11 protein-coding genes are annotated in these 16,271 nt (G+C 32.9%); 5 read left to right on the forward strand and 6 right to left on the reverse strand.

The features are described from left to right. Nucleotides 1-177: 177 nt before the first annotated feature. The 4 genes from J3T98_RS01070 to J3T98_RS01085 all read right to left on the reverse strand — a co-directional run bounded on the left by J3T98_RS01070 (nucleotide 178) and on the right by J3T98_RS01085 (nucleotide 5,758). Nucleotides 178-1,347 (reverse strand): phosphoethanolamine transferase, encoded by a 1,170-nt coding sequence (locus tag J3T98_RS01070; protein WP_267361920.1) that lies wholly within the window; start codon nucleotides 1,345-1,347, stop codon nucleotides 178-180. Between the two features lie 601 nt (nucleotides 1,348-1,948). Continuing rightward, a complete protein-coding gene (locus J3T98_RS01075) occupies nucleotides 1,949-3,337 on the reverse strand; it encodes an MATE family efflux transporter (protein ID WP_267361921.1) in 1,389 nt (462 codons plus the stop codon). 9 nt (nucleotides 3,338-3,346) lie between these two features. Further along, nucleotides 3,347-4,663 (reverse strand): 30S ribosomal protein S12 methylthiotransferase RimO, encoded by a 1,317-nt coding sequence (gene rimO, locus J3T98_RS01080; RefSeq protein WP_416380610.1) that lies wholly within the window; start codon nucleotides 4,661-4,663, stop codon nucleotides 3,347-3,349. 195 nt (nucleotides 4,664-4,858) lie between these two features. Next, the gene (locus J3T98_RS01085; RefSeq protein ID WP_065734490.1) at nucleotides 4,859-5,758 is read right to left on the reverse strand and encodes a siderophore ABC transporter substrate-binding protein; all 900 of its coding nucleotides are present in this window, start codon (nucleotides 5,756-5,758) and stop codon (nucleotides 4,859-4,861) included. A gap of 194 nt (nucleotides 5,759-5,952) precedes the next feature. Here J3T98_RS01085 and J3T98_RS01090 point away from each other — a divergent pair, with 194 nt between their 5' ends. The 3 genes from J3T98_RS01090 to J3T98_RS01100 all read left to right on the forward strand — a co-directional run bounded on the left by J3T98_RS01090 (nucleotide 5,953) and on the right by J3T98_RS01100 (nucleotide 11,630). Continuing rightward, complete coding sequence (locus J3T98_RS01090) at nucleotides 5,953-7,926, forward strand: TonB-dependent receptor domain-containing protein (protein ID WP_267361923.1); 1,974 nt, start codon at nucleotides 5,953-5,955, stop codon at nucleotides 7,924-7,926. 634 nt (nucleotides 7,927-8,560) lie between these two features. Further along, nucleotides 8,561-10,114: a hypothetical protein gene (locus J3T98_RS01095; RefSeq protein ID WP_267361924.1), complete on the forward strand. Its 1,554-nt coding sequence runs from the start codon at nucleotides 8,561-8,563 to the stop codon at nucleotides 10,112-10,114. A 550-nt stretch (nucleotides 10,115-10,664) separates the two neighbouring features. Further along, the gene (locus J3T98_RS01100; RefSeq protein WP_065563273.1) at nucleotides 10,665-11,630 is read left to right on the forward strand and encodes a sugar-binding transcriptional regulator; all 966 of its coding nucleotides are present in this window, start codon (nucleotides 10,665-10,667) and stop codon (nucleotides 11,628-11,630) included. Nucleotides 11,631-11,682: 52 nt separating this feature from the next. Here the strand turns inward: J3T98_RS01100 and pssA are convergent, their stop codons facing one another. Both pssA and ydiK read right to left on the reverse strand, forming a co-directional pair. Beyond that, entirely contained in the window at nucleotides 11,683-13,038 is a 1,356-nt protein-coding gene (gene pssA, locus J3T98_RS01105; RefSeq protein ID WP_267361925.1) for a CDP-diacylglycerol--serine O-phosphatidyltransferase, read from the reverse strand. A gap of 132 nt (nucleotides 13,039-13,170) precedes the next feature. Then, nucleotides 13,171-14,223: an AI-2E family transporter YdiK gene (gene ydiK / locus J3T98_RS01110; protein WP_065734485.1), complete on the reverse strand. Its 1,053-nt coding sequence runs from the start codon at nucleotides 14,221-14,223 to the stop codon at nucleotides 13,171-13,173. A gap of 102 nt (nucleotides 14,224-14,325) precedes the next feature. Between ydiK and eco the strand changes: the two genes are divergently transcribed. Together eco and J3T98_RS01120 are read left to right on the forward strand one after the other, a co-directional pair. Further along, a complete protein-coding gene (eco, locus tag J3T98_RS01115) occupies nucleotides 14,326-14,820 on the forward strand; it encodes a serine protease inhibitor ecotin (RefSeq protein ID WP_267361926.1) in 495 nt (164 codons plus the stop codon). 305 nt (nucleotides 14,821-15,125) lie between these two features. After that, complete coding sequence (locus J3T98_RS01120) at nucleotides 15,126-16,235, forward strand: extracellular solute-binding protein (RefSeq protein ID WP_220226203.1); 1,110 nt, start codon at nucleotides 15,126-15,128, stop codon at nucleotides 16,233-16,235. Nucleotides 16,236-16,271 lie beyond the last annotated feature (36 nt).

The raw sequence follows: 16,271 nt of genomic DNA on the forward strand, positions 1-16,271 counted from the left end.
TATATTTTTTGCCTTTTTTCTTGATTTAAATATTGGTGATGATATTTGCTTTGAATAATAGCTAGAATTTATCCATTTTGTAGACAATAATTATTATTTTTGATTCAACAAATTTTGAAAAACCATCACTATTAATTTAGTGATGGTGAATTAATCTTAATCAGGAAACGTCAATGATTAATAGGGATTAGGATCTTTCTTCAAATTATCAAATGGATATAACTTATTTTTCCAATCTTTAATTTGAATATCTTTTTGTTCGGGGATATCAATCAGATTATATTGCATATAATCATGGTGAACGTTTAAATCAATCCCCATCCAATGACTTAGTAGATATACGAATTGATACCCGGTAATTTGTTTATTGATTTTAATTTGATTCTTTTCTGATGAATCAAAAAATATTAATGGCACTTGATAACTATTTTGGTATTCCCAATTATGTCTTAAATCTTGATATTTCTCAGCGTGAGAAAGCCCATGATCGGCAAAGTAGACTACAGAGTAGTCTTCATTGTGTTTTTTCAATATATCAATCGTAGATTTTATTAAGTCATCGGTTTCTTTAATGCTACTGACATAACAAGATATATTCTCGTTTTTGAGATCGAACTGAATATCAAATTGTAATCTTTTACAAAAATGAGGATGTGAACCAATTAAATGCATAACAATGAGTTTTGGTTTATCTTGTTTTTTAGATAATAAGGAATCTAATTCTGGTAGTAGTAAAGTATCATATTTACCACGAGTTGATTTACCATTGTACTCACCTTTTTTAGTGTAAAAGATATTTTTACTATAAGCGGAAATTCTTGGTACAGTTATTTCCATTCTACCTAGTTTTCCTTGATTAGATAGCCAATAGGTTTCAAATCCAGCATCATTAGCAATAGCAATAATATTATTATTTAATTGAGCATTGACTTCATTATCATCTAAATAGCTAGACTGACTAATTAAATGTGGAATTGAGGATTGGGTATTTGATGCAGGAGCAATTAATCCATCCCAAATCACTGAAGCATTTTTATTGGTGAAAGGAGTATTATCATATTTAAAGCCATAAGCACTCATGTAATCTTTACGAACACTTTCACCAATGATAACAACATAGGTTTTATGTTTAGGATTGACAGAAACAATGGGTATTGTATTGGGTTGTTGTATTTGTCTAAGTTGTTCAGCCTTTTCAGTCTGATATATTTTTGCACTTGAATATAAATCGAAGCAAAACTCAAATGCGGGATATTTGAAATTATCTATTATTAAAGTTGTTATCGAAGATAAAGTAGTTGGCTGATATTTGATGGCACTTTTAACCGGTTTATAAAAACAAATCATTAATGCTAGTGCAATAACATAATAATTTTTTATTTTAGGAAATCTAAACTTTTAAAAAAAAAGAATAAAGAAAATTACTAATAGGAATGGTATTAAATAAAAATAGAGAGGTAATTGCGAACAGAATTCTTGCATTTCATCGATATCAGTTTCTGATATGGCACTGACTACAGCAACATTGGGATATCCATAGTAAAATCCTATTGGAAAATAAAGTGCAGCTATGACGAATGTTAATCCGAATAAGAAACGGAAAAAAGTGAATCTAGCTAAAAAAATTAGAGAAAAATAAGTAAGAAGTATCCTATCAAATCTTAGCGGGTAACCTAATAAGTAAACCAATACTACTGAAAGACAAATACAAATAACATGCGATAGTAATTCTTTTTTTAACATTACAAATTTATATTAATAACAATCCATTGAAGAGGTCAAAATTATATAAGTAATTAAATTTTAAGCAATATAAATTTATTTACAATTTAGTTTCTTTTATGACTTTTATATTTATTAAGTTAGATTAAGTATAGATATTAACAATTTTAGATAAAATATAGCCAAACTTACTCTGTTTATTGATAAGTTTGGCGAGAAATTTTTATTATCGTGAAGCTCTTTTCAGTATAATATCTTGCGGTTGTTTTTGAATGTAGATCATTCTACCGATAAGTAAGAACGCTGCTACAGCTAGTCCTAAAATAATTCCTATCCAAAAACCGGCAGCACCAATTGGCTTTATGACAAGATCGGTTAATCCTAAGATATATCCAATTGGTAACCCTACTACCCAATAAGAGATAAGCGTAATAAAAAATATACTTTTAGTATCTTTATAACCACGTAATACATTGCTTGCTACAACTTGCAAGTAATCAGATACTTGATAGATAGCGAGTAGAATAATAAGTTGTAGGCAAATAGTGATAACATCAATCTCATGGGTAAATATGTTAATAATTGGTGATCTGAATATCACCAGAATTAATGCTACCGCTACGGCTATCATGAATGATATGGCTAAACTTACATAAGCTGTTTGTTTGGCCAATATGGGTTTGTTTTTACCTAATAGGTAACCAACTCTAATACTAGTTGCTACCCCTAAAGATAAAGGTATTGCAAACGTTAAACTGCTAATCGTGAAGATAATTTGATGTGCAGCAACAGTTATTTGACCAAGTGGTGCAATAAGTAATGCAACTACCGCGAACAAGCTCATTTCAAAAAAATAGGCCAAAGCAAGGGGAGTACCTAATACAACTATTTTTTTGATGATAGCAAAATCAATCAGTTTTGTTAGTGGTGTTTTACGAATATCCCGTTGAGTAGTTGTCGTTAATGTATAGATACGAATCAAAGCAAACATTAACCAAAAGATTATTGCTGCGGTAATACCACAACCTACACCACCAAATGCTGGCAATCCTAATTTACCGTAAATTAAAACATAATTAATGGGGATATTAGCAAGTAATGCAATAAATATAATCACCATAGCAGGCTTTGTGTTAGATAAACCTTCACATTGATTACGATAAACTAAAAATAGCAAGAAAGCAGGTACACCCCACATAATTGAGCGTAAAAATGATACCGCTACATCAACCATTTCTGGATCGATTGGATGGTCAGCTGAGCTTCTAAAGCTAATTATTTTGTCCGAATTGTACAAAACTAGCATCATGATTATGGATAAGATTAAAGCAATCACAACACCTTGACGAGTCTGATCAGCAACTTGTTCACGTTTAGCCGCACCATTTAAATTGGAAATTATCGGTGTTAATACCGTTAATAAGCCTTGTCCAAATAAAATAGTAGGCAACCAAATTGATACAGCTATGGCTACACCCGATAGTGCTGTTTTGCTGTAGTTACCTGCCATAATGGTATCAACAAACGTGATCGCGGTTTGAGATATCTGTGCAATCATGACAGGGATTGCCAACGTAACTAAGTTTTTTATTTCGTGTCGATAATGTTGCTTCATTGGATTTATTTACTGTTTTACAGTACCCCATAAATCATATTCATCTGAATGTTCAATATTTACTTGAACAATATCGCCGACTTTAACATCTTTTTCTCCATTTAGATAGACAACACCATCTATTTCTGGCGCATCGGCCATGCTTCGCCCAATAGCACCTTCTTCATCAACTTCATCAATCAATACAGATAATGTTTTACCTATTTTATTTTTAAGTTTCTGTGTTGAAATCGATTGTTGTAATTGCATAAAACGGTGGAAGCGTTCTTGCTTTATTTCTTCTGGTATTTGATCAGCTAATTGATTTGCAGCAGCACCTTCCACTGGGCTATAAGGGAAACAACCAACACGGTCTAATTGCGCTTGAGATAAAAAGTCGAGTAATAGTTCGAAATCTTTCTCAGTTTCACCAGGGTAGCCAACAATAAACGTTGAACGTAAGGTAATTTCAGGGCAAATCTCACGCCAATGATGAATTCGCTCTAAGGTTCTTTCAATTGTGCCTGGGCGTTTCATTGATTTTAAAACGCTAGGGCTAGCATGTTGTAAAGGGACATCTAGATAAGGTAATATTTTTCCTTCAGCCATTAATGGAATCAAATTGTCGACACTTGGATAAGGGTACATATAATGTAGACGCACCCAAATACCAAGGGTAGATAATTGCTCGCAAAGGGTATGAATATCAGTTTTTAATGGCATACCATTCCAAAAGTTTGTACGATTTTTTACATCGATACCGTAAGCAGAGGTATCTTGTGCGATAACTAAAAGCTCTTTTACGCCACTATCGACTAAACGTTTTGCCTCATCAAGAACATTACCGATAGGACGACTAACCATCTCACCACGTAATGATGGGATAATACAAAATGTACAGCTATGGTTACAACCTTCAGAAATTTTTAAATAAGCATAATGTTTAGGTGTTAATTTTACTCCTTGCTCTGGTACAAGGCTTGTAAATGGATTGTAGCTAGGTTTTGGCGCATATTTATTAACATGTTCAAGTACAGCTTCGTAACTATGAGGTCCTGATATTTCTAAGACTTTAGGATGAACATTACGTATCTGATCTTCATTCGCACCAAGACAACCTGTCACAATAACTTTACCATTTTCATTAAGGGCTTCACCGATGGCCTCTAATGATTCTTGTATAGCACTATCAATAAAGCCACAAGTATTAACAATAACCAAATCAGCATTGTCGTAACTTGGCACTACTTGATAGCCTTGAGTACGTAGTTCAGTTAAAATTCGCTCAGAGTCAACTAAATTTTTAGGACAACCAAGGCTCACAAATCCAATAGTAGGGGATGACATATTCATAGTAATTTAAAATTTATTGAGGTAGTTATCGAGAATCTAAAAGTTTATTCATTTAGATTAAAATAATAGGTGAGCATTCTAACATAATTAAATTAGTCGAAATAAAAATTTTTAATTTGCAGTGATGAATATGGAGAGAAACGAGAAACAAGCCCTTACTGAAATAAGGGCCTACATTATGATAAAAAATTATTTCAATGCATTAATGACTTCATCAATTTGACGATCCAAACTTTCGACACCACCACCCGATAAGTACCAAAGATCGGGTGTTAAATAGATAACCTCAGTTTTACTTTTCGCTAATACTTTTGGATTTAAAAAGTCGTTTTTCATTGCTGATTGACCAATAGCTTTACTTCGGTCAACGACATAAACAATATCAGGTTTTACTTTACTAATATAGCTGTTATCAATAAAGGTCGGTTTTGGTTTGCCACTAGGCTGTGGTGTTAATGGTACAGCCCGTTTTACTTTCAACACATCATGAATTAATGCTGCGCTTGAACTGCCATTAATAAGAATCATTTTTCCATCATTATGAATAGCAACTATTGCTTTTTTGTGACTCGCTTGTGCAACAGCTTGTGCGTTGGTCACTTTTGTATCAAGCAATTGAATCAAATCTTCAGCTTTCTTTTCAGTTCCAGTTATATCTGCTAGAACATTGATATGATTTTTAGTTGATTCAAGATAATTCTTCGCGTCAACACTTAAATTAATTACTGGTGCAATTTTCGATAATTCTTCAGTTCGACTAGCTTGACGACCATCAATAACGATGAGTTGCGGTTTAACTTGTTTAATTGCATCGATGCTTGGTTCTTTCATACTACCTGTATCAGAGACACTTTTATATTGTTCAAGATAAGAAGGAAGAACGGAAAGAGGTGTTCCTACAACAATAGAACCTTTACCTAATGCATCTAAGGTATCTAAAGCACCATAGTTCATTACTACCACTTTACTTGGTGATTTAGGAACAACAACGGTTTGTTTATTATCTGGATTCACAGTGATTGATGATTGGCAACCTGATAACCCTAAAGTAAAAGCTATTAGAGTGCTTAATAATATTTTTTTATTCATATTGATACCTTTTGCTTTAATGAAAATGATAACCATTATTATTTAAATGATGTGAAATGTCTAGATATAAATAATTTTTCGTAAAGATATTGATAATTATTATCGAAAAGTTATTGATAATTATTCTCATGTAGGTTATTGTAACGCACGGCTTGCTTTGCAAAATATCAATATAAATAATAAGGTTATAAAACATGAATACTAAAATTAAACTGGCAACACATGTCATAAATACAAGTATTTTATTATCATTATCTGGTTTAGCGATAGCAGACACTGATAAAAATACTGATACTATGGTGGTGACAGCATCAGGATTTTCTCAACAAATTAAAGAAGCTCCAGCAACAATTTCGGTAATCACGCCAGAGGAAATCAGCAAAAAACCTTATCGTGATGTGACTGATGCGCTTAAGGATATTCCTGGGATCACGATAACTGGTGGCGGTGATTCAACTGATATTAGTATTCGTGGTATGGATGCCAAATATACTTTATTATTAATTGATGGTAAAAAAGTTAGCACTCGTGAAACCAGACCTAATAGTGATAATTCTGGTTTTGAACAAGGCTGGCTACCGCCTTTAACTGCTATAGATCGTATTGAAGTTGTCCGAGGACCAATGTCATCGCTATATGGTTCAGATGCTATGGGTGGGGTCGTCAATATCATTACTAAGAAAGTTTCAAATAAATGGCATAGCGGTATTCGAGTTGAATCAATCATGCCTTATCGTTCAGATGAAAAAAATACCTATGTAGGTAGTTTTTCAACTATGGGACCAATTATTGATGATATTTTAGGGATTCAATTGTATGGTCAATATACAAATCGACACGAAGATAGATTCTTGTATGGTCATTCAGGCCAAAAATTAAGAAGCTTAAACGGTAAAATATCGCTTAATGCTACTGATACCCAAAAATTTGATTTTGATTTTGGTCGTTCTTTACAAAATAGTACTTCAACTAGAGGTAAAACTAGAGATAAAAGCAGAAAGGATGATTATAAGCGAGATAATGCGAGAAATACTTTTGCATTGACTCATAATGGTATGTTTGGCGATGTTTCAACAACTTCGTTTATTGCCTATGAAGAGAATAATAATCCTGCAAGACAAATGAAAATCAAGAATACTGATGTTGATACACATGCAACAATACCATTTTCGATTAACATGTTAACGGTGGGTGGTAAATATAATTATCAAGAATTGCATGATAAAGGTAATGAACTTACTAGTAATATAACCAAAATTGACCGCTGGAATTATGCACTATATGCAGAGGATGAGATAAGCATTTTCGATAATTGGAATATAACTGCCGGTTTACGTTACAACAAAGATGAAAATTATGGTAGTAATTGGAATCCAAGAATTTATAGTGTCTGGAATATCGATGATAACTTTACTTTGAAGGGGGGGTATTCTACCGGTTTTGCAACGCCACAATTACGTCAAGTTGTTTCTGATTGGGGACAAGTAACAGGTGGTGGATTTTCCAATGGTGTAGTTGTTGGTAACCCAGATTTAAAACCAGAAAAATCAGATAATTTTGAAATTGGTTTGGCTTATACCAATGATTATGGTATTGATGCTTCAGCAACAGCCTTTTATACAAAGTATAAAGATAAAATTCAGTCCTACTATATATGTGATACTAGAAAGATTCCAAATAGAACATGTAAATATAAAAACTTCAATAAAGAATTTGATTTTATTCAAGGGCGAGAAAATGTAGATAAAGCAGACCTTAAAGGTATTGAGCTTACATTTAAAACGCCATTATTTACTGATTTCTTGTTAAGCTCTAACTATTCATGGACTGAGACAGAGCAAAAAACGGGTAAAAATAAAGGTAAACCATTAAACCGTACACCAAAACAAAAATTCAATACTCAACTTGATTGGAATCTCACTCAAGAGTTGGATTTATGGACTAAGGTTGCTTATTACGGGGTAGAAACTACCACAGATCGCAGTGGTAAGAAAATTGAATATCCAGGCTATACCTTCTGGGATGTCGGTGCGTCTTTCCAAATAAATAAAAATGCTAAAGTATATGGTGGCGTTTATAACTTGTTTGACAAAGATGTTTCAAACGATGACTTTGGTAAAACATTAGAAGGGCGTCGTTACTTTATTGGAACAGAAATTAATTTTTAATATTTAATTCTCACCAAGTAGCTATACTTCATAGCTACTTGGTAAAACTGTTTATTTAACCCATAATACAACTGATTTAAAATTCTAATAACTCTTCTATATTTATTTAATTAATCGTTTTTAATTAATTAACTCTATTTGAAATTATTTTTTATCGATATTTGCAAAATGATCTTTGATTAACTAAAAATTATCTTTTATTTAGTCTATTGATCAAATAGTTAAAATTATTCTTTCTTAACCATTCTTAAAAATTTTCTAATTTTTTATTAACACATAATTTTATTATAAAAATTTCTTATTAATTAATATTAATCATATAAATATAGTCTTTATATGAAATTGTATATTAAATCAACTTTTATCATATTTCATACTTCAGAAATTTAACTTGCATATTCAATAGATTAATTTGATTAAATTATTATTGATTGATCGATAATTTCGATCAATAATTTGATCGTTTTAAAATTTAATAGCTTTAATGTCTGATCTTTAAAGAACAATTTCATAATAACAAACTGTATGAGTTATATTCGGTTTAGCTGTTTGAGGTAGTGTATCAAAAGTGGACATATAAAGGAGTGTTTTTATATTTATTTGCAACAGCATGTTAATAAAAAGGAGATTTACCTTGAACTGGTTAGCAATATTAAAAAGTGGATACTTTAATTCAATTTCTATATTAGGCAATAAAGTATTAAAAAATAAACAAAACTATTTATTGGGCATTTTACTATTGTCATTAGTTAATAATATTAATGCATTACTACCCGTCTCAACGACTCAATTGATTCATGGTAATTCACCAATGATAGCGGTCAATGATGAAATGGTTGATTCAACCGGCTTTAAGGAAAAATTGAGTGTTGTTAGTATGCCTGATGGTCGGTTACGCACTTCAGAAAGTGATATTAACGATTTTAAATTGGAACCGGATACCACTCTTAGCCAAATAAGTTGGGTAATTCAAGGAAAAGAGAGTTCACATGAAGTAAAAAAAGTTATTGAGGCCAATGGTCACGATGTTAATTTGATGGATATCGCCAATAATCTCAATATCAGTATTTTTGATGAAGATGGAGATACAGGTATTCCTGATGGCGTATTAACGGCTACTTGGTATTATAGTGTTCCTGGTGGTAATAAAAATGGGCTAGGGGAATATAAAAAAGTACCTGAAAATGAGTTAACTAAAAAAATAGATCCCTGCAAGGCACCTTATAAATTAGAGCTTTCAATTAAGAATATAAAAGTGCAAACAGAATATGGTCTGCCAAATGAGTCAGAACATATTTATAACGATGTTTTTAAAACATATTATTTTAAATCCAAAATTAATCAAGTGTGTTATGCTCGGACTTATCCAACCATGGATAAAAATATATGGTCTTGGACTCAATATAATAATGACACTCCTAGTGGTTATGGTTGGGGAGCATCAATAGATCCTACACCTAATCCAAAACATGGAGGTGGTTATAATAAAAATGAGTGGCATCCAGAATTAGGATTTTTACTTAATACCAGTGCTGGGCATAATAATCGTTTTCCTCATACTGCATTTAAAGGAGCATCATTCCAACTTTGGATGAGTAATGAACAACAAGATTATCTGTTTTCAACAGATGATAATAATATCTCAATTGATAAACTTGGTATTGTAACTTTTAATGGCAAACCTAAAAAAAGAACCATCCAAATTTTTGCATGGCCTAAAGATGCAACCGGGCAATCTGATATGATTGTATTTTGGAGTGATTTAAATTTCTGGGCAAAACCCGGAAAACAGACATTAACATATTCAGATGATCTTTGTGGAGGAATTCAAAATCAATTAACGCTTACTGACTGGGTTAATACGCCTCAAGCAACCAACCCAAATACTAACGCAAGTTTTAGAGAAACCGGAAATGCGATGACCAGAAAAATGAATGGTGGTTTAAACGGTGAATGGGGACAGCTAGCTATTGATTATTATCCTAAATCTGATTTTCCTACATCCAGTGCAATAATTACTGGTACTAACCAACGGCTTGCATGGGTTTCTGATTTTACTATGGAGCTGCAAGGAAAAGTACATCGTGCTGTATTTATGTTAAATGGTGGAATTTTTAAAGCTTATAACAATCCTTGGCCTAGTGCACCTTTCTCAGTAACGTTTGAAGTTTGTAAAGAAACTTGGTAAGAACGCATAAATTCAATTAGATATAGGCCCATGTGATAATTATCGCATGGGTTTAATTAATCTGTATGATAACCTTTTTAGTATGAAAAAAAGTTGAGGAACGGGGTTTTTGAACTTAAAAAAGCGAATTTTTTTATTAAAATCTAACTTTACTCCATTTGTATATAATGGTGAGAGTGCTAAAGAAAAATTATTTCTAAGCTCAAGCCGCTGTTATATAAATGAAGGTAGCTTTATTCTATTTATATAAAATACAAGTTAGCTAAGTCATAATAGCTCATCAACCAATTTGCCATTACCGAACAAGATCTATTTACATCCTAATGAAGAAAAAATATATATGCTAAATTATGTTTTGTATTGATTAAAATGATAATAATTTTAATCACCTAATTTGGCTTGATAAAGATAGTATAAATTTCGAAAATCAAATATTATTAATCGACAAGCCAAACATTGCGAAATCATTTATTCAACATGGAGAATGGCAAGCTAGCGGTTTTTGTAATATATTAACAATCAGCTAAGCTAATAATGAAAGGCAAGCCTAATGGATATATTTGAAGATAAACAAGAGTCAGAACTACTTACTGAAATTGCCGTTGCCTACTATGAGTATGAACAAACGCAAGAAGAGATTGCCAAGAGATTTGGTCTTTCACGTATTAAAGTAGGGCGTTTGCTAAAAAAAGCGAGAGCGGAGGGGATTGTTGAGATTAATGTCAAATATCACCCGATTTTTAGCTCGCGTATTGAGCAGCAATTCGTTAATAATTTCGGTATTAAAAGAGCGTTAATTGCTTTAGATCACCAAGATGAGGATGAGCAACGACGACAAGTGGCGGCACTTGTTTCAAATTATTTATCCAGTACTTTGAAAAATGGTATGACGGTAGCGGTTGGGCAGGGGCGTAATGTGGCTGCAATTGCTAGTCATGTAGGCGTTTTTCCTGAAAAACAATGTAAATTTATCTGTGGTATTGGTGGTACTCAGCGAGTTGGAGAGATTATTGATGCCGATCATATCAGCCGTAGCCTTGCGAGAAAATTTAGCGCAAGTAGCGAAACTTTGTATGCACCAGCTTATGTTGAGAATCGTGAACTGAAACGTGCGTTTATGCAAAATCGGGTTATTAAAGATACGATCGAACGCGCTAGTAAAGCTGATATTGCTTTAGTTGGTATTGGTGATATGAATGAAAACTGTTACATGGTACAGTTAGGCTGGTTTACCCCGCAAGAAGTCACATATGCTACTTTGAATCAAGGCGTAGTTGGTGATATTGCAGGTTATGGTTTTTTTGATATAAATGGCAATCCTGTTGATACAACCATGAATGATCGGGTAATTGGTTTAAGTATTGATGAGCTACGTAACATTCCTTGTGTTATTGCCATTGCATCAGAAAACACTAAAGCGACAGCAATTTTAGGTGCGCTTCGCTCTGGTGTCATTGATATTATTGCTACTAGTGCTTCAAATGCTAGAATGGTGTTGAACCTAAATAAAATTTAAGTTGTATATAAGCTATTTGTAACAATGTAGCTATTTATTATCACTTTGTTAATTATAATAAGCGTTTAATAATTCTATCAACCCGAATTCGGCTTAATCGTTTAATTAATTTATGTACATTTTTGGGATAGAACAGGCTAGCTTGAATTTGTTGAAAATGTGTAACTAAAGTCGTTTTTTCTCGAATTGCGACGAGTTCTTGTTTGATTTGTTTTTGTAATTCGTGTTTTGGATCGTGGATTAATATTGCATTTTCCAGATCTAAACGCCATGCTCTAGGATTAAGATTATTACCTGTGATCATCATCCAACTATCATCGACCCAAATACCTTTTAGATGATAGGTTTGATCGCCATCTTTCCATAACCTAATGATTAACTGTTCTTTGTCTATGAAATTTTGAAGGCGTTCAACAAAGCGTCTTAAGTTGATTTCATATAAATAGGGTAGCCCACCGGAAATATTAAATGGCTGATCTTCTGGAATATAAAAGTCGTTAGCAACTTTATCACCAATAATGATCTCAACTTGTTTTCCTTTTCTTAGGAGACGAATAATATCGCGCACTAATATATTGGGTAGATTGAAATACGGAGTACAAAATATAATTTTTTGTTCGGTAACATTTATTAAGTGGTGAATGACCTTATTGAGCTGATTATTTCGCCCAAGACCAACTATTGGAGAGACCGATAATGTATCATTATCCGTATCTGCCACATATTGATAATTTGCGTCGGTAAGATTTTGACGTAACGCTTTAATTTCTGGTTTAATTTGTTTGCGAGTTTTATGTTCACTAACATCTAAACGTTGCACACCTTCAGCAGAAAGGAAATTGTCATTGACGTAATTGACCATGGTGTCAGATAGCGCTTTATTGGTTATAAAGTGATATCTGTCATAGCGGTATTTATCCAGTTTATGTAAATATACATTGTTGATACTCGCACCACTATAAATGACGGTGTCATCTATGATCAAACCTTTCAAGTGCAGTACACCAAGTACTTCACGGCGATTAACGGGGACACCATAAATAGGAATATCAATATTTGGATGTTGCTGTTTTAGATCATAGTAATACCGTGCATTCGTTTGGGCTTTATCTTCACCTATTCGTCCACGTTGAGCACGATGCCAATCAACAAAAATCTTGATATCTAAATCTGGGTGCGCTGTTTTTGCTTGATAAAGTGCATCAAGTACCTCACGGCCGGCTTCATCTTTTTCTAAATAAAGTGCAACAATGTAGATACGGTGCTTAGCTTTCATGATATGCTCAAGCAATGTAATTCGATAAGATGTTGGATCGTATACAATATGATATTGCTCAGCATTTTGCTGAAGTTTTGCTAATTCATTTAGATGCTTTTGATGGTTGTATTTAATAAATGGTATTCGCATGATTTAAATATCATTAAAACTGACACAAAGTGTAGAATATCACAATTTATGTCAGAAAATAACACTCCTATTTTTCATAGGTTATCCTATGTTTAAATTAATCTGTTTTTATTCAGTCTATTAACTCAATATTTAAGATTGTTCATTAACCCAAGTTTGAATAATTTTATAGCTTAATGCCAGAACGACTGGACCAATAAATAGTCCCATAATACCAAAAGCCAGAATACCTCCAATTACACCAAAAAGTATAAGTAAGAAAGGTAGATCGGCCCCTTTTTTTATCAAATATGCTCGCATTACGCTATCTAGGGTAGTTAATATGATGGCAACTACAATTAATACAATACCTGATACGATATGACCATCCCAAAATTGCCAAATAATACAGCCAATCATTACGATAACTGGTCCAATTTGAGCAACACAGCAGATGAATAAAATGAGGGTTAATATGCCTGGAAATGGCATTTTGGTAATAATAAAGCTTAAGCCACCAATTAAAGCTAATGTAATGGCGGTGACAACCACGCCTAATGCAACTGCTCGTATAGATTGACCGGCTAATGTAACGGTAGTAGTTCCATATTGTTTAGATAAACGATTAGCTAAAACATAAACATATTTAGTAATGCTTTCACCTTTAAGAAATAGCAATAAACTAAATATAATCATCACACCAGCATGGAATATGAAAACGCCAATATTGGTGACTTGTTCTAATAGCCAGCCAATCATTGTACCAATATAGGGTTGAATATCAGATACTAATTCCGACCCATCGGTTTTAATAATTTCGAGCCATTTTTGGTGTAGCTCCTCACCAAACATAGGAACGTTTATTAACCAGTCAAAAGTAGGTAATTCTCTATGAGATAGGTTTCTAACCCATTCGATAAGGTAATGCCCATTTTGAGCGACACTACTAATGATGAGAAGAAAAGGAATGACACAAACAAATGCCAATATTAATGCCATAACTAACAGTGATAACCAACGTTTATTAAACAGCTTTTGTTGGATTTTTATCATTAATGGCCAAGTAGCAATAACCACCATAACAGCCCAAAAAAAGCCAAACAAAAATACTTCTATCACTCGATAAGTTACTGTTATAAGTAAACCTATCAGTAATAGATTTAAAATTAGCTTTAGTAAATCATCGGTTTTTTTTTCTGCTGGCATTTTTACCTCATATTTTTTAATCTAGATAATGTTATTATACGCATTATGTTTTGAAAAGCATACGATGTCGTATCAATTAGACAATTTTCTTGGAGATATAAAATGAAAAAATTAATGTTGTTAGTTTTGATGGGTGTAACATTATCAGCGTGTGCAAATACACAAAAAGTCCCTCAAGTTGCGCAAAAATTGAATGAAATCGCGCCATATCCTAACGCTAAAGTCGGTGCTACGCGATATGTGATTCATCTTCCTAGCTTAAAAGATGAAGCTAACGCAAAAGTAGAAATATTAGTTGGTAAAGATATGAATGTAGATTGTAATGCACATAATTTAGGTGGGGTAATTAAAGAAAAAGAGCTTAAAGGATGGGGATATTCTTATTACGAAGTTGAAGAAGTTAAAGGAACGCTTTCAACCATGATGGCTTGCCCTGAAAGTGCTAACAAAAACCAGTTCGTTACAGTCAGACATAATTTAGGTTTATTAAATTATAACAGTCAGTTACCATTGGTATTTTATGTACCAAACGATGTAACAGTTAAATATAGAATTTGGCAACCAGATTCAAAAGTTTTGCAAGCCACTGCCGAATAAAAAACGTTAATTAATTGTTAATAGCTCGCTAACAAAGGGCTGATTGATTAAAATATAGTCATTCGGTCCTTAATCTAAGTTTATTTGATTTTTTATGTAGACATCTGTAAAAAAAAAGGTATTTTATCCCTCGTAATGCAAGGTTAGCTCTACTTGTTCATTAATTCAATTAATGACTCGTAATTGCCTGATTACCTCGGTTTCGCCGTTAATTAAGATAATGGTAAAATTTGGGGGTCCGTTGTGTTTCACAATGGGCTTGTGTCTAACATGTAATATCCCTAACTAGAGGAGAAGTGGTGAGCATGTTTACTCAACGTAAAACAATTCTTTCAATCATAGCTGGTGTTTCACTAGCATTATCTCAATCTGCTATAGCTAAAGATCGCGTTGTGCATTTTTATAATTGGGCAGGTCAAATTGGTAACGATACTATCACTGATTTTCAAGAATCGACTGGTATCAAATTAGTTTATGATGTGTATGACTCTAATGAAGCACTTGAAGGTAAATTAATGGCCGGTCATTCTGGCTTTGATGTAGTTTCACCTTCTGATAGTTTTTTAGCAAGACAGATCAAAGCTGATATCTATCTGCCATTGGATAAAAGTAAATTACCAAATTGGAAAAATCTTGATCCTAATTTGATGAAATTAATGGCAAACCATGATCCTGATAATAAATATGCAATTCCTTATGTATGGATGACGACAGGTATTGGTTATAACATTGATAAAGTTAAAGAGCGTCTTGGCGATAATGCTCCAGTTGATAGTTGGGATCTAGTCTTTAAACCTGAAAATATGGAAAAACTTAAAGATTGTGGTGTTGCTTACTTAGATGCTCCAACTGAAATCTTTGCGAGTGCACTTAAATATTTAGGTAAAGATCCGAACAGTACTGATGCGAAAGATTATACCGGTGCCGCTTACGAGTTGTTAGAAAAAGTAAGACCAAATATTCGTTATTTCCATTCATCACAATATATAACTGATTTAGCTAACGGTGATATTTGTGTAATTTTAGGTTGGTCAGGTGATATATTACAATCTCGTGACAGAGCTAACGAAGCAAATAATGGTGTGCATATTGGCTACCATATTCCTAAAGAAGGTGCATTAGTATTTTTTGATACATTTGCTATTCCTAAAGATTCAGCTAATCCTGATGAAGCTCACGAGTTTTTAAACTTCGTTATGATTCCAGAAATTGCTGCACAGGTAACTAATGATGTTAACTTTGCTAGTGCAAATAAAGCGGCTAACGATCAGTTTGTAAGACCAGCAGTGAAAAATGATCCTGCAGTTTATCCAAAACCAGAAGTTATGGAAAAATTATTTACCCTCACAGTAAAAGATCCTAAGCTCGAACGTGTGATTACTCGCACATGGACAAAACTTAAAACGGGTAAATAACCGTTTGAACGTCAAATTATTGACTTATATATTCTA

Source organism: Gilliamella sp. B2772, from assembly GCF_026536985.1.
Taxonomy (GTDB): domain Bacteria; phylum Pseudomonadota; class Gammaproteobacteria; order Enterobacterales; family Orbaceae; genus Gilliamella; species Gilliamella apicola_E.

What these genes read in the sequence shown, in the direction of transcription:
- J3T98_RS01120 (WP_220226203.1), top strand. Translation starts at nt 15,126, where the DNA reads ATGTTTACTCAACGTAAAACAATTCTTTCAATCATAGCTGGTGTTTCA.
- J3T98_RS01070 (WP_267361920.1), bottom strand. Translation starts at nt 1,347, where the DNA reads ATGATTTGTTTTTATAAACCGGTTAAAAGTGCCATCAAATATCAGCCA.
- pssA (WP_267361925.1), bottom strand. Translation starts at nt 13,038, where the DNA reads ATGCGAATACCATTTATTAAATACAACCATCAAAAGCATCTAAATGAA.
- J3T98_RS01075 (WP_267361921.1), bottom strand. Translation starts at nt 3,337, where the DNA reads ATGAAGCAACATTATCGACACGAAATAAAAAACTTAGTTACGTTGGCA.
- rimO (WP_416380610.1), bottom strand. Translation starts at nt 4,663, where the DNA reads ATGTCATCCCCTACTATTGGATTTGTGAGCCTTGGTTGTCCTAAAAAT.
- eco (WP_267361926.1), top strand. Translation starts at nt 14,326, where the DNA reads ATGAAAAAATTAATGTTGTTAGTTTTGATGGGTGTAACATTATCAGCG.
- ydiK (WP_065734485.1), bottom strand. Translation starts at nt 14,223, where the DNA reads ATGCCAGCAGAAAAAAAAACCGATGATTTACTAAAGCTAATTTTAAAT.
- J3T98_RS01090 (WP_267361923.1), top strand. Translation starts at nt 5,953, where the DNA reads ATGAATACTAAAATTAAACTGGCAACACATGTCATAAATACAAGTATT.
- J3T98_RS01100 (WP_065563273.1), top strand. Translation starts at nt 10,665, where the DNA reads ATGGATATATTTGAAGATAAACAAGAGTCAGAACTACTTACTGAAATT.
- J3T98_RS01085 (WP_065734490.1), bottom strand. Translation starts at nt 5,758, where the DNA reads ATGAATAAAAAAATATTATTAAGCACTCTAATAGCTTTTACTTTAGGG.